We start from the raw sequence: 12,598 nt of genomic DNA, 5'->3' as shown, positions 1-12,598 counted from the left end.
GCGTCAGACCTGGCGCTTGATCAGGCTCTGCACCGCGAACCCGGCGGCGAGCACGACATGGACGAGCAGGATCAACGCGGCGGTGAACGCCATCAGGCTCTTCAGCGAATCGTTGTGTGCGCCGAGCAAGCCGATCGCGACGGTCGCAAAAACGGTGTCCTTGCTCGGCAGGAACGGCAGGCGCGAGACCATCATCCGCGTCGCCGACAGCGTAAGCCATGTGCCGATCGCCACGCTGGGCATCGCGAAGTGCCAGGCGAACGCGATCGCCACACTGCCCACCGCGAGCCGCACCATATGAACCCCGAACACCCACCACAGACTCGAGCGATCGAGCGAGAATACCCGGCGCGAGAAGAACAGGAAGGGCAGGCACATCGCCACCACCACGCCCATCCCGACCAGCATCGGGCGCTCGTATTCGGGCGGGAGCGAGGACATGGCGAGCGCGGTCATCGCCAGCGTCATCACGTTGCCGGCCATCGCAGACAGGATCATGACGTCCTTGACCGCCCCGAACGGCGCCGCAACCATCTGCGCGCGCTGCCGCGCCCAAGCGTAGAAATAGGCCTCGCCCGAATAACCGAGCACCACCTCGTTCGCGATCCGCTTCTTCATCAGCGCCCCCAGCCCTTCGAGCGGAATTCGCCACAGCTTCCTGAAGATGATGTAGTCGCCGATCGGCGGCGACAGATAAAGCAGCACGAAGAACAGGTAATAGAGCGGGTTGCCGGGCGTCGCATGGCTCAATCCGGCGAGCCCCGACTTGAGCAGCTGGTGGACCAGCCCGACGATCATCGCCGCGGTCAGCACGCCCGCGATCACCATCGGCCAGCGGCTCTGAAGCGTCTTGACCGGCTCGAGCCCGGCAAGATCCTCCGCCGCGCCAGCCAGGTTCGGACCGAGATGCGCCGCCGGGTTGACCGGAGCCTCGACAAAGCCGCTATTCATCGACGCTCCAAAATCCATCATCGGCCCGAACGATTCCGGCGCGCGGAATTGCAGGGAATAATGGCCGCTTAACGGCAAGGTTCCGGACAAGCGATGAGCGAGGCCGGGATTCGGCGCGCATCTGGGACCGTGCGGCGCGTTTGACAAGGGCATGGTGCAGCGCAACATCCCTTACGCGCAGGTTCGCCGCGTTTATGCGCGCGCGAATTTTTGCGCTGCGAAACTTCTGATACATTTGGGCGTTAGGCGGCATCGATGCTCAGTCCTTACGGTCCCGTAAGAATTCTCACCTACGCCAAGTCGCTGCACGAGGGCGGGGTCGAGCGGGCCTTGCTGCGCCTGGTGCGCGGCTGGGTCGAAGCAGGGCAGGGCGTGACGCTGGTGCTCGGCTCGGCGGGGGGGCCGCATGCCGGCGAAATCCCGCCCGGCGTCGACGTGATCGTGCTTGATCGCGCGTATCTGGGGCTGATGCGGGCCTTGCCCGGAATCGTCCGGCACGTGCAGCCGAACGTCATATTCTGCCCCGGCAATGCCTATTCGGGCGCGGCGGCTTGGCTGCACGCATGCCTCGCCCGCGATTGTCCGCCGATCGTCGCCAAGGTCTCGAACCGGTTCGATCGCGACGACCAGCATTTCCCGGTACGCCAGGGTTACCGGCTGTGGCTGCGCGCGCATGGCGCGTTCGTCGACCACATGGTGGCGATGAGCCCCGCGATGGCCGCCGAGGCGGTGACGATGACCGGGATCGGCGCCGATCGCGTCAGCGTGATCGCCAACCCACCGGCTGCGCCCGCTACCGGCGCGCCCACTGCGCCATTATCGGGCAGCGATTATCTGATCGGAATCGGACGCTTGTCGCAGCAGAAGCGCTGGGACCGCGCGATCGCGGCGCTCGCGGACGTATCGCGGCGCGATGCGCAATTGATGATCCTCGGCGAGGGCGAGGCGCGGCCCGAGCTTGAAAACCAAATCGATTCGCTCGGCCTGCGCGATCGAGTCCATTTGCCGGGCTATTCGACCAACCCGCACGTCGCGCTGAGCGAAGCGCGCGCGCTGGTGCTGACCTCCGACTTCGAAGGCGTGCCTGGTGTGCTGGAGGAGGCGCTGGCGGTCGGCACCCCGGTCGTCACCACCGAATCGAGTGTCGCGATCCGCGAGATCGTCGCCAGCCCGGCGCACGGCAGCATCGTCGCCCCCGGCGACGCACGTGGGCTTGTCGCAGCGCTCGATCATTGGCTCGCGCCTGGCCGCGCGCGCCCCGATCCGGTGCCGCCGCGGGGCAGCGATTCGGCCGAACGCTATATCCGGCTGTTCGAGAACCTGGTGTTCGACCGCCGGCTCTAGGCGGGCGCAAAGCGGTCGGGGCGCGCCGCCTGAAACGCGGGCAGCTCGTTCAACGCCGAATCGATCGCGACCAGCCGCGGATAGGCGTCGAGCGGGGTTTCGAGCCGGCGCGCATTGTACATTTGCGGGACCAGGCAGACGTCCGACAGATCAAGCGTCTCGCCGCCGAGATACCGCCCCTCGCCTGCCATCGCCTCGAGCGCGGCAAACCCGTCGGCGACCCAGTGGCGGTACCAATCGTCGCGTCCGGCCTGGTCGATCCCCATCGCGCTCAGCCGCTTGAGGATGCGTAGATTATTGACCGGGTGGATATCGGCAGCGATCGCCAGCGCGCGCTGCAGCGTATGCGCGCGCGCCATCGGGTCGCGCGGCAACAAGGGCGGGTCGGGGTAGGTCGAGTCGAGCCAATCGATGATCGCAAGACTCTGGCCGATCGTCTGCCCGTCGACCTCCAGTGTCGGGACGAACCCCTGCGCGTTGCGCGCACGGTTGGCGTCGGCGCCTTGCTCGCCCGCGAGCAAATTCACGTCGTGGCGCTCGTACGCGACATCCTTCATCGCCAACGCGATGCGCACGCGATAACTCGCCGACGAGCGCCAGTAATCGTACAGCCGGATCATAGCAGCGCCCCTTGCGGTTCTTCCTCCATCGCGCGCTCCGATGTGCGCTCCATCGCGACCTTGATCATCGCGGTCAGCGGATCGGCAAGCGCGAGGCCGAGCACCCCGAACAGCGTCGAGGCGAGGATCTGCATCGACAAGGTCAGCGCGGGCGGCAGATCGACCGTGCGCCGCGCGACATACGGGATGACGACCCAGCCGTCGAAGGCCTGGACGACGAAATAGATGAAGATCGCTGCCAACCCCTTGTCGACTCCGGCGGAGAAGCCGACCGAAATCATCAGCACGCCGCTGACGAACGCGCCGATATTGGGGATGAAGGCGAGCATGCCGGTGATGATGCCGAGCACCAGCGCCATCGGGATGCCCGCGAGGCTGAGCGCGATCCACATCAGCACGCCTTCGACCGCCATCCCCGCCAACCGCCCGGCGAGCAGCCGGCGCAGCTGCGACGCCATCCGGCCGAGCGTCAACGCGAATTCGGCGCGATATTCGGTCGGGACGATCCATTGCAGCCCACGGTCATAGATGCGGGGCTCCATCGCGACGAACACGCCGATCACCATGATAATGAACATCGTGGAGATCGCGCCGATCGCGGTGCCGATCCAGCTGGTCAGCTTGCCGACCGATCCCAGCGCCTGCTGCGTCAGCCCCTTGAGATCGTCGGTGCCGGGTGCGATGCCTTGCGCCGCCGCCCATTGCGACAGCCGGTCGAACTGGACCGTCAGCGTCGACTGGAGTTGGTGGAACTGAACGACGATCCCGCTGCCGGTCTTGTAGACGGTAAGGCCGACGAACAGCACGGTCAGCACGACGACGATCATCAGCCGCCAGCCGCGCCCGATCTTGAGCACGCGACCGAGCAGCCGCACCCCGCCGTCGAGCATCGATGCGAACACCAATCCCGCCATAATGATCAGGATCGGCTGGATCAGGATGACGACCAACGCCATTGCTGCTGCGAGCCCCAGCCACACCGACGCGCGCTTCAGTTCGCGGCGAGTTTCCGGGTCGCGCATCTCGTGCGGGCTGGGCTCGGTGACGAGCTCTCCGGGCCGATCGCCGCTCATGGCGCGCGGCTCGGGTGAAGCGAGGTGCCGGCCCGCCCGCCGCGCAACCCGCCCCACCAGGTCAGCGGGTTCCATGTCGCGCTGCCGTTCTTGGAGAAACTGATGAACTCGGCGCGGCCGCCGATATATTCCCATGGCACCGCACCGCCGAGCCCGCCGCCGTCGAGCGACACGCGGCTGTCGGCGGATTCGTCGCGATTGTCGCCCATCAGGAAGACATGGTCGGGGGGGATCGTCAGCGGCGCGTAATTGTCGGTGAAGCTCGGCCCCAATTCGACCGTCTCGTAGCTGCGCCCGTTGGGCAACGTCTCGCGCACCAGCGGCAGACGGCATATCATCCTGCCGCCGGCCTTGCGTGTCGTCCCGCCGTCGCAGGTCGGCCGCCCGTCCGACGCGGGCAGCCCGCCATAATCGGGAATATCGACGTAATGGATCGGCCCTCGCTTCACCGGCACGCCGTTGAGGATGACGACCCCGTCGCGCACTTCGAGCCGGTCGCCGGGGAGCCCGATCACCCGCTTGATATAGTCCTGGTTGTGCCCCGGCGGAGTCACGATCACGACGTCGCCGCGCTCGGGTAGCCGCCCGAATAGCCGTCCCTTCACGAACGGCAGCTGCACGCCCCAGCTTTCCTGTGGCTTGTGCTGGACAAGATCCTTCCACATCGCGACCGGGTTGGGGATGGTCGGCGAGATGAACGACCAGCCATAGGGATATTTGGTCACGATCAGCTGGTCGCCGACTAGGAGGCCGGGGAGCATCGATTCGGACGGAATGTAGAACGGCTTGGCGATGAAGCTGTGAAAGCCGAGCACCGCGAGCACCAGCCAGAAGATGCCGATCGCTTCGCGCCGCAACGTTGCCGCCCGCGAGCGCGCCTTGCCCGGCGGATCCTCGGCGGCGTGCGCATCGACAGGCAGGTCCGCGGCGACAGGGTTGTCGCTGGTCGGGGTCGCCGCAATCTCGTGTTCGTCCAACGCCAACTCTTCGCTCATTCGCTGTCCAGGGGGGATTCGTCGGGCGCCGGCCGCGCCTCGATCACGACGAACGCCTGCGCCCAGGGATGATCGTCGGTCAATGTCAGATGGATGTGCGCCACGTGGCCCGGCGGCATCATCGCGTCAAGCTTGGCGCGCGCGCCGCCGGTCAGCGCCAAAGTCGGCGCGCCGCTCGGCAAGTTGACGACGCCGATGTCCTTCATGAACACGCCAAGCTTGAACCCGGTGCCGACGGCCTTGGAGAACGCTTCCTTCGCCGCAAATCGCTTGGCCAGCGTGCCGGCCTTGGTGAAGGGGCGGCGGTTCGCCTTGGCGCGCTCGGTTTCGGTGAACACGCGTTGCTCGAATCGTTCGCCGAAACGGTCGAGCGAGTTTTCGATCCGATCGATGCTGCAGAGGTCGGAGCCAAGGCCGATGATCATAGCACGTCGCTCCGGCGGAGGCCGGGGCCGCTCCGTTTGAGATACCTGTCGCCCGACGCATCGCAGCGGCCCCGGCCTTCGCCGGGGCGACGAATATGGCTGGTCACCGCGCTTCATCCATCAGCGCGCGCATTCGCTGCACCACCGGCGCCAACCCGTCGAAGATCGCCTCGCCGATCAGGAAGTGACCGATATTGAGCTCGGCGATCTGTGGGATTGCGGCCACGGGCATGACATTGTCGAACGTCAGCCCGTGCCCGGCATGCGGCTCGATCCCGTTCTTGACGGCGAGCGCCGCGGCATCGGCGATTCGGCGAAGCTCGGCCGATTGCTCCTCGCCCGCCAGCTCGCAATAGCGTCCGGTGTGAAGCTCCACGACCGGCGCGCCGAGGCTCAGCGCCGCTTCGATCTGGCGCGGGTCGGGCTCGATGAACAGCGACACTCGGACGTTGGCGTTTGCCAGTTCGCGGACCATCGGCGCGAGGTGATTGTGCTGCCCGGCGGCGTCGAGTCCGCCCTCGGTGGTGCGCTCCTCGCGCTTTTCGGGGACGATGCACGCGGCGTGCGGGCGGTGGCGCAGCGCAATCTCGAGCATCTCGTCGGTCGCCGCCATTTCGAGGTTGAGCGGAATCGGCAGCTCGGCGGACAACCGCGCAATGTCGTCGTCGGTGATGTGCCGCCGATCCTCGCGCAGGTGCGCGGTGATGCCGTCGGCACCGGCCTGCGCGGCGAGCAACGCCGCGCGCACCGGGTCGGGATAGCCCGATCCGCGCGCGTTCCTGACCGTCGCGACATGGTCGATATTGACACCCAGCCTGATCCGGCTTCCGGCGGGGGCGCGCAGACGCGAAGGGGGCGAACCGCTCATCGATCCGGACAGATACGGACCCATCCGAAGCGGCGCAACGCCGGTGCCCAATCAATTTGTGCCGCGAGCCTTGAAGATCGCGTAGCCCGCGGCGTATAGGCCCGGCCAGACAGGCCAATTCAGCCTGCAACCGGGATTTTCGGCGAAGCGTCGCGCGCGGCGATTCGCAACCAACAGGGTGACGCGACACGATGCGCTTTATCGGGTTCAAATCTGCGATGCTGGCGGCGGGGCTGATGCTCGCCGGCGTCGGCCATGCCGCACCGCAAACGGTGCCCGTCGGCGCTCCAGCATCGACGACGCCCGCGGCGACCGTTCCCGCGTCGCAACCGGCGCCGGCTGTGGCCCCTACCCCTGTCGCGACTCCGACGCCCGCCGCCGATTCGGCGATGCTGGCAACCGACGGCGCCCCGACGATCGCGATCGACCCCAAGATCGGCCAGCCGGTCGACGGGGAAATCGGCCTCCAGCCGCAAGTCACCAAGAACGGCGTGCAGGCCGCGTGGATGCACAACGTCATCCTGGTGCCGGTGATCACCGCGATCTCGCTGCTGGTGCTGTTCCTGCTGCTGTGGGTGGTCGCGCGCTATAACCGCCGCGCCAATCCGGTCGCGTCGAAGACCGCGCACAATACCACGATAGAGGTGATCTGGACGCTCGTCCCGGTGCTGATCCTGGTGCTGATCGCAATTCCGTCGATCGGGCTGCTGCAAGCGCAGTTCAAGCCGGCGCCCAAGAACGCGATCACGCTCAAGGCGACGGGCAACCAATGGTATTGGACCTACGCCTATCCCGACAATGGCGGGTTCGAGGTCACGTCGAACATCCTGAAGGAAAAGGACGAGGTTTCGGGGAACGAGCGCGCGCGTACCGATGCCGACGGCCCGCGCCTGCTCGCGGTCGATAATCGAGTCGTGCTCCCGGTCGGGGTGCCGATCCGGCTCATCACGACCGCCGCCGACGTCATCCATAGCTGGGCGGTTCCCGCGTTCTGGATCAAGCTCGACGCGGTGCCCGGGCGATTGAACGAAACCAGCTTCACGATCGAGAAGCCCGGCCTCTATTTCGGCCAGTGCTCCGAATTGTGCGGGCCGCGCCACGGCTACATGCCGATCGCGGTCGAAGCGGTCCCGCTCGACGTCTTCAACCGCTGGGTTGTCGCCAAGGGCGGCACGGTGGCAGGTGGCAAGCCCGCCGTGGCGGTGCCCGATACCGATGCGGTGAGCAACACGACCGGCCCGGTGGTCAACGCGACCGTCGCACCGCCGACCATCAATCAGCCAGCCGCGGGAAGTTCCGCGAGCGCCAGCACTTCCGGACATTGAGATCATGAGCGACATCGCCCTCAACCCAGCGCATTTCGACGCCCAGTCGGGCGACCACGCGCATCATCACGACGCCGATCACAAGCCGGGCTTCTTCGCGCGTTGGTTCATGTCGACCAACCACAAGGATATCGGGACGCTGTACCTGATCTTCGCGATCACCGCGGGGATCATCGGCGGAACGATTTCGGGGCTGATGCGGATCGAGCTGGCCTCGCCGCACATCCAGTATCTCGGTACCTGGGCGAACACGCTCAACCACATCCGTGGCGGCGGCGACGTCAACATCGACCAGGCGCGCCATCTGTGGAACGTGCTGGTCACCGCGCACGGGCTGATCATGGTGTTCTTCATGGTCATGCCGGCGATGATCGGCGGTTTCGGCAACTGGTTCGTCCCGCTGATGATCGGCGCGCCCGACATGGCGTTCCCGCGGATGAACAACATCTCGTTCTGGCTGCTGGTGCCGAGCTTCACCTTGCTGCTGGCGAGCCCGTTCTTCGGCGGCGCAGACGGCGGCGCCGGGATCGGCTGGACCGCTTATGCCCCGCTATCGACTCAGGAAGCGGGGCCGTCGGTCGACATGGCGATCCTGTCGCTCCACCTGGCGGGCGCGAGCTCGATCCTGGGCGCGATCAACTTCATCACCACGATCTTCAACATGCGCGCGCCGGGCATGACGCTGCACAAGATGCCGCTGTTCGTATGGTCGGTGCTGGTCACCGCCTTCCTGTTGCTACTGGCGCTGCCGGTGCTCGCCGCGGCAATCACCATGCTGCTGACCGACCGCAATTTCGGCACGACCTTCTTCCAGGCCGAAGGCGGGGGCGACCCGATCCTCTACCAGCATCTGTTCTGGTTCTTCGGGCACCCCGAAGTCTACATCATGATCCTGCCGGGCTTCGGCATGATCAGCCAGGTGATCGCGACCTTCTCCAAGAAGCCGGTGTTCGGCTATCTCGGCATGGCCTATGCGATGGTCGCGATCGGCGTGGTCGGCTTCATCGTCTGGGCGCACCACATGTTCACCACCGGCCTGTCGGTGAACACCAAGATGTACTTCACCGCCGCAACGATGGTGATCGCGGTGCCCACCGGCATCAAGATCTTCAGCTGGATCGCGACGATGTGGGGCGGCAGCCTGACGTTCAAGACCCCGATGGTCTGGGCGCTCGGCTTCATCTTCATGTTCACCGTCGGCGGCGTGACCGGCGTGGTGCTCGCCAATGGCGGCATCGACGATTATATGCAGGATTCGTACTACGTCGTGGCGCACTTCCACTACGTGCTCAGCCTCGGCGCGGTGTTCTCGCTGTTTGCCGGTTTCTATTACTGGTTCCCGAAAATGTCCGGGCGGATGTACAACGAGTTCCTCGGTCAGGCGCACTTCTGGGTGTTCTTCGTCGGCGTCAACGTGCTGTTCTTCCCGATGCACTTCCTCGGCCTCCAGAACATGCCGCGGCGGTATCCCGACTATGTCGACAACCTCGCCTACTGGAACCATATCGCGTCCGATTATGGCTACACGATCATGGCGATCGGGATGGGGATCTTCTTCGTCAACCTGTTCTGGTCGCTGTTCGCGGGCAAGAAGGCGCCCGACAATCCGTGGGGCGAGGGCGCGACGACGCTCGAATGGACGCTGTCGAGCCCGCCGCCATATCACCAGTTCGAGACGCTGCCGGTGATAGACGACGGCGATTCGCACCATCATTGATCGCTCTTGAGCAACACGAAGGCGCCCCGGAGAAATCCGGGGCGTTTTTCGTTGGGGAAGGATGCTTTGCAGCACCGCCCCAGGGGCCTATAGGCGGCGCATTCCATGACGACCGAGACGATCGCCCTTCCCGCCGACTGGCGCGATTTCCTGGCGCTGACCAAGCCCCGGGTGATGACGCTCGTCGTCTTCACCGGGCTGTGCGGACTGCTGGTGGCGCCGGTCCAGGTCAATCCGGTGATCGGTTTTATCGCGATCCTGTGCATCGCGCTCGGCGCGGGTGCGGCGGGCGCGCTCAACCAATGGTACGAAGCCGATCTCGACGCCAAGATGCGGCGCACCGCCAAGCGGCCGCTCCCCGCCGGACGGATGGACCGCCAGTCGGCGCTTCATTTCGGGGTCGGGCTCGGCGCCTTTTCGGTGTTGCTGATGGGGCTCGCGACCAATTTGCTCGCGGCCGGCATTCTGGCGGCGTCGATCCTGTTCTACGTCCTCGTCTACACCGTCTGGCTCAAGCCGCGCACCCCGCAGAACATCGTCATCGGCGGCGCCGCGGGCGCGTTCCCGCCCCTGATCGGTTGGGCGGCAGCGACCGGCAGCCTGGCGCCGCTCCCGCTGCTGCTGTTCGCGCTCGTCTTTCTGTGGACGCCGCCGCATTTCTGGGCGCTCGCGCTGTTCGTCAAGACGGATTACGCCACCGCCGGAATCCCGATGCTGCCGGTGGTCGCCGGTGAGCGAGCGACGCGGATCCAGATCGGGCTCTACACGATTCCGATGGCGGTCGCGGCGATCGCGCCTTGGCCGCTCGGCCTCACCGGCGCGGTATATGGCGGGGTAGCGATCGCCGCGACCGCGTGGTTCGCGTTGCTTGCCTTGCGCGTTGCGACGCGGACGACGCGCGAGAGCGACACGATGCGTCCCGAAAAGCGGCTGTTCGCCTATTCGATCGCGTACCTCTTCATCCTGTTCGGCGCGGTCGTCGTGGACCGGTGGCTGGCATGACCCCTGAAGAACAAGAGCTCCGGCTGGCGGCGCAGCGCCGCAATGCGCGCGTGCTGGCACTGATCCTCGGCGTGCTCGTTGTGCTCATCTTCGCGCTCGCCGCGGCCAAGATCGGGCTGAGGTGGGACCGGTGAACCGGACGACGCGCACCGCCCTGTTCGCCGCGATCGGCGTGTGCTGTTCGACCGGCCTCGCCTGGGCGAGCGTCCCACTCTACCGCATCTTCTGCCAGGCGACCGGGTTGAACGGCACGACCGGGCGCGGCATTCGGGCGCCGGGCGCGGTAGACGGCAAGGTCACGATCGCGTTCGACACCAACGTCGCGCCGTCGCTCAAGTGGAAATTCGCCCCCGAGCTCGAGCAGGAAACGATCGATATCGGCGCACGCGACATGGCGTTCTTCACCGCGACCAACCTGTCGGACCACACCATCACCGGCACCGCGACGTTCAACGTCACCCCGGCGCAGGTCGGCATCTATTTCAAGAAGATCCAGTGCTTCTGCTTTACCCAGCAGACGCTCAAGCCCGGCGAGACTCAGCGCATGCCGGTGATCTTCTACGTCGATCCGGCGATCCTCAAGGACCCCGACGCGCGCGACGTCCAGACGATCACGCTCAGTTACACGTTTTACCCGGTGGATTCCGGCAAAACTCCTAGCTAGAGCGGCACGATAGCCAACAGGGAAACCCGTCACATGGCCGGCGCCAAGAACCACGATTACCATATCCTCCAGCCCGATCCGTGGCCGATCATCGGCGCGTTCTCCGCGCTGATCCTGGCGTCGGGCGGGATCATGTGGATGAAGGGCGTGGCGCACGCGCCGGTGGTGTTCGGGATCGGCGTTCTGTGCGTGCTGACGGTGATGTATTCGTGGTGGTCGAACGTCATCCGCGAAGCGCATCGCGGCGATCATACGCCGGTCGTCCAGCTCCATCTGCGTTACGGCATGGTGCTGTTCATCGCGTCCGAAGTGATGTTCTTCCTCGGCTGGTTCTGGGCGTTCTTCGACTTTTCTTTATTCCCCGCGCCCGTCGTGTTCGTCGATGGCGCAGCGCAGCGCGTCGCCGAGACCACTACGGCGGTGATCGGGCAATGGCCGCCCAAGGGGCTGGAAGTCATCAACGCCTTCCATTTCCCGCTGCTCAACACGATCATCCTGCTGCTGTCGGGCACGACCGTGACCTGGGCGCACCACGCGCTGATCCACAATCAGCGCGGCGGCGAAATGAAGGGGCTGTGGGGGCTGATCGGCGTCGGTGAGAATGACGGCGTCAAGAAGGGCCTCTGGCTGACGATCGTGCTCGGCATCCTGTTCAGCTCGATCCAGGCGTACGAATATTCGGATGCGCCGTTCCCGTTCAAGGGCATCAACTACGGCGCGTCGTTCTTCATGGCGACCGGCTTCCACGGCTTCCACGTGCTGATCGGGACGATCTTCCTGACGGTCAATCTGGTCCGCGCGTACAAGGGCGACTTCACGCCCAAGCAGCATTTCGGGTTCGAGGCGGCCGCCTGGTATTGGCACTTCGTCGACGTGGTGTGGCTGTTCCTGTTCGTGACGATCTACGTCTGGGGCGGCTGGGGCGCACCGGTCCACGCCGGATGACGGACACGCGGCCGGATACGGCGGGCCAGCCCGCCCCCGGTCGCGGCGACAAGGGGCCGGCCAAGCGGTTCCCGGTCCTTGCCACCTTGCTGGTCGCGCTTGCGGTGGCGGCGATGATCGCGCTCGGTTTCTGGCAACTCCAGCGCCGCACCGAAAAGCTGGCGCTGCTCCGCGAGCTTTCCGCCAATCCGGCCAAACCGCCGATCGCTTTCCCCAATCCGCCGATCGGCGAAGATCTGTTGTTTCGCCGCGCGAGCGCGATGTGCCTTGAGCCGGTGAAGTTTTCGATCGAAGGGGCCGGGAGCGCCGGGTTCCGCGTCGTCGCGCAGTGCAAGACCGGCGCCGAAGGGCCGGGCTTCGCGGTCCAGATCGGCACCACGCGCGACCCCGCCTTCAGGCCGCAATGGTCCGGAGGGATGGTCAGCGGCACGATCAGCCACGCGCCGAGCCACGTCTCGCTGATCGCCGGGCTGTTCGGCAAGGCAGCGCCGCGAACGCTGCTGCTGGTCGCCGCCACGCCGGCGCCCGGGCTCGCCGCCAACGCGATGCCAAGCGTCGATTCGATCCCCAACAACCACCTCGCTTACGCGGTGCAATGGTTCCTGTTCGCGGGTGTGGCGCTGGTGATCTACCTGCTCGCGCTGCGCCGCCGGCGACGGAAACACTAGG

At 65.9% G+C, this 12,598-nt stretch carries 14 protein-coding genes; 8 read left to right on the top strand and 6 right to left on the bottom strand.

Going from position 1 to position 12,598, the window contains the following annotated elements; genetic code table 11:
* Nucleotides 1-3: 3 nt before the first annotated feature.
* Nucleotides 4-951 carry a hypothetical protein gene (locus VH326_RS06910; protein WP_329631072.1) on the bottom strand — a complete coding sequence of 316 codons (948 nt, stop codon included), beginning with the start codon at nucleotides 949-951 and terminating at the stop codon, nucleotides 4-6.
* A 255-nt stretch (nucleotides 952-1,206) separates the two neighbouring features.
* Between VH326_RS06910 and VH326_RS06905 the strand changes: the two genes are divergently transcribed.
* The gene (locus VH326_RS06905; RefSeq protein ID WP_329631071.1) at nucleotides 1,207-2,295 is read left to right on the top strand and encodes a glycosyltransferase; all 1,089 of its coding nucleotides are present in this window, start codon (nucleotides 1,207-1,209) and stop codon (nucleotides 2,293-2,295) included.
* Here VH326_RS06905 and maiA read toward each other — a convergent pair.
* From maiA to VH326_RS06880, 5 genes are all read right to left on the bottom strand, one after another.
* Nucleotides 2,292-2,915, bottom strand: a complete 624-nt coding sequence (gene maiA, locus VH326_RS06900; protein WP_329631070.1) for a maleylacetoacetate isomerase — start codon at nucleotides 2,913-2,915, stop codon at nucleotides 2,292-2,294. The genes VH326_RS06905 and maiA overlap by 4 nt on opposite strands.
* Nucleotides 2,912-3,988 carry an AI-2E family transporter gene (locus VH326_RS06895; protein ID WP_329631069.1) on the bottom strand — a complete coding sequence of 359 codons (1,077 nt, stop codon included), beginning with the start codon at nucleotides 3,986-3,988 and terminating at the stop codon, nucleotides 2,912-2,914. The genes maiA and VH326_RS06895 overlap by 4 nt, the downstream gene beginning before the upstream one ends.
* Entirely contained in the window at nucleotides 3,985-4,983 is a 999-nt protein-coding gene (lepB, locus tag VH326_RS06890; RefSeq protein ID WP_329631068.1) for a signal peptidase I, read from the bottom strand. Before lepB ends, VH326_RS06895 begins: the two co-directional genes overlap by 4 nt.
* Nucleotides 4,980-5,408 (bottom strand): holo-ACP synthase, encoded by a 429-nt coding sequence (acpS, locus tag VH326_RS06885; RefSeq protein WP_329631067.1) that lies wholly within the window; start codon nucleotides 5,406-5,408, stop codon nucleotides 4,980-4,982. The genes lepB and acpS overlap by 4 nt, the downstream gene beginning before the upstream one ends.
* A gap of 103 nt (nucleotides 5,409-5,511) precedes the next feature.
* Nucleotides 5,512-6,276 (bottom strand): pyridoxine 5'-phosphate synthase, encoded by a 765-nt coding sequence (locus VH326_RS06880; RefSeq protein WP_329631066.1) that lies wholly within the window; start codon nucleotides 6,274-6,276, stop codon nucleotides 5,512-5,514.
* A gap of 191 nt (nucleotides 6,277-6,467) precedes the next feature.
* On the opposite strand from VH326_RS06880, the gene coxB reads away from it, so the two are divergent.
* The 7 genes from coxB (at nucleotide 6,468) to VH326_RS06845 (ending at nucleotide 12,597) form a co-directional block, all read left to right on the top strand.
* Nucleotides 6,468-7,601, top strand: a complete 1,134-nt coding sequence (coxB, locus tag VH326_RS06875) for a cytochrome c oxidase subunit II (RefSeq protein WP_329631065.1) — start codon at nucleotides 6,468-6,470, stop codon at nucleotides 7,599-7,601.
* A 4-nt stretch (nucleotides 7,602-7,605) separates the two neighbouring features.
* The gene (ctaD, locus tag VH326_RS06870; RefSeq protein ID WP_329631064.1) at nucleotides 7,606-9,318 is read left to right on the top strand and encodes a cytochrome c oxidase subunit I; all 1,713 of its coding nucleotides are present in this window, start codon (nucleotides 7,606-7,608) and stop codon (nucleotides 9,316-9,318) included.
* Nucleotides 9,319-9,423: 105 nt separating this feature from the next.
* Nucleotides 9,424-10,320, top strand: coding sequence for a heme o synthase (locus VH326_RS06865; RefSeq protein WP_329631063.1), 897 nt, complete (start codon nucleotides 9,424-9,426; stop codon nucleotides 10,318-10,320).
* The gene (locus VH326_RS06860; RefSeq protein WP_329631062.1) at nucleotides 10,317-10,454 is read left to right on the top strand and encodes a hypothetical protein; all 138 of its coding nucleotides are present in this window, start codon (nucleotides 10,317-10,319) and stop codon (nucleotides 10,452-10,454) included. Before VH326_RS06865 ends, VH326_RS06860 begins: the two co-directional genes overlap by 4 nt.
* A complete protein-coding gene (locus tag VH326_RS06855; protein WP_329631061.1) occupies nucleotides 10,451-10,984 on the top strand; it encodes a cytochrome c oxidase assembly protein in 534 nt (177 codons plus the stop codon). The genes VH326_RS06860 and VH326_RS06855 overlap by 4 nt, the downstream gene beginning before the upstream one ends.
* 33 nt (nucleotides 10,985-11,017) lie before the next feature.
* Nucleotides 11,018-11,929, top strand: a complete 912-nt coding sequence (locus tag VH326_RS06850) for a cytochrome c oxidase subunit 3 (protein WP_329631060.1) — start codon at nucleotides 11,018-11,020, stop codon at nucleotides 11,927-11,929.
* Nucleotides 11,926-12,597 carry an SURF1 family protein gene (locus VH326_RS06845; protein ID WP_329631059.1) on the top strand — a complete coding sequence of 224 codons (672 nt, stop codon included), beginning with the start codon at nucleotides 11,926-11,928 and terminating at the stop codon, nucleotides 12,595-12,597. Before VH326_RS06850 ends, VH326_RS06845 begins: the two co-directional genes overlap by 4 nt.
* Nucleotide 12,598 lies beyond the last annotated feature (1 nt).

This window comes from Sphingomonas sp., from assembly GCF_036269755.1.
GTDB lineage: Bacteria > Pseudomonadota > Alphaproteobacteria > Sphingomonadales > Sphingomonadaceae > Sphingomonas.
Note: the sequence above shows the minus strand (reverse complement) of the source record. Positions and strands in the feature narration are given on the sequence as shown.

Excerpts from the sequence above, each read along its gene's own strand:
- VH326_RS06910 (WP_329631072.1), bottom strand. The coding sequence starts at position 951 with ATGAATAGCGGCTTTGTCGAGGCTCCGGTCAACCCGGCGGCGCATCTC.
- VH326_RS06905 (WP_329631071.1), top strand. The coding sequence starts at position 1,207 with ATGCTCAGTCCTTACGGTCCCGTAAGAATTCTCACCTACGCCAAGTCG.
- maiA (WP_329631070.1), bottom strand. The coding sequence starts at position 2,915 with ATGATCCGGCTGTACGATTACTGGCGCTCGTCGGCGAGTTATCGCGTG.
- VH326_RS06895 (WP_329631069.1), bottom strand. The coding sequence starts at position 3,988 with ATGAGCGGCGATCGGCCCGGAGAGCTCGTCACCGAGCCCAGCCCGCAC.
- lepB (WP_329631068.1), bottom strand. The coding sequence starts at position 4,983 with ATGAGCGAAGAGTTGGCGTTGGACGAACACGAGATTGCGGCGACCCCG.
- acpS (WP_329631067.1), bottom strand. The coding sequence starts at position 5,408 with ATGATCATCGGCCTTGGCTCCGACCTCTGCAGCATCGATCGGATCGAA.
- VH326_RS06880 (WP_329631066.1), bottom strand. The coding sequence starts at position 6,276 with ATGAGCGGTTCGCCCCCTTCGCGTCTGCGCGCCCCCGCCGGAAGCCGG.
- coxB (WP_329631065.1), top strand. The coding sequence starts at position 6,468 with ATGCGCTTTATCGGGTTCAAATCTGCGATGCTGGCGGCGGGGCTGATG.
- ctaD (WP_329631064.1), top strand. The coding sequence starts at position 7,606 with ATGAGCGACATCGCCCTCAACCCAGCGCATTTCGACGCCCAGTCGGGC.
- VH326_RS06865 (WP_329631063.1), top strand. The coding sequence starts at position 9,424 with ATGACGACCGAGACGATCGCCCTTCCCGCCGACTGGCGCGATTTCCTG.
- VH326_RS06860 (WP_329631062.1), top strand. The coding sequence starts at position 10,317 with ATGACCCCTGAAGAACAAGAGCTCCGGCTGGCGGCGCAGCGCCGCAAT.
- VH326_RS06850 (WP_329631060.1), top strand. The coding sequence starts at position 11,018 with ATGGCCGGCGCCAAGAACCACGATTACCATATCCTCCAGCCCGATCCG.
- VH326_RS06845 (WP_329631059.1), top strand. The coding sequence starts at position 11,926 with ATGACGGACACGCGGCCGGATACGGCGGGCCAGCCCGCCCCCGGTCGC.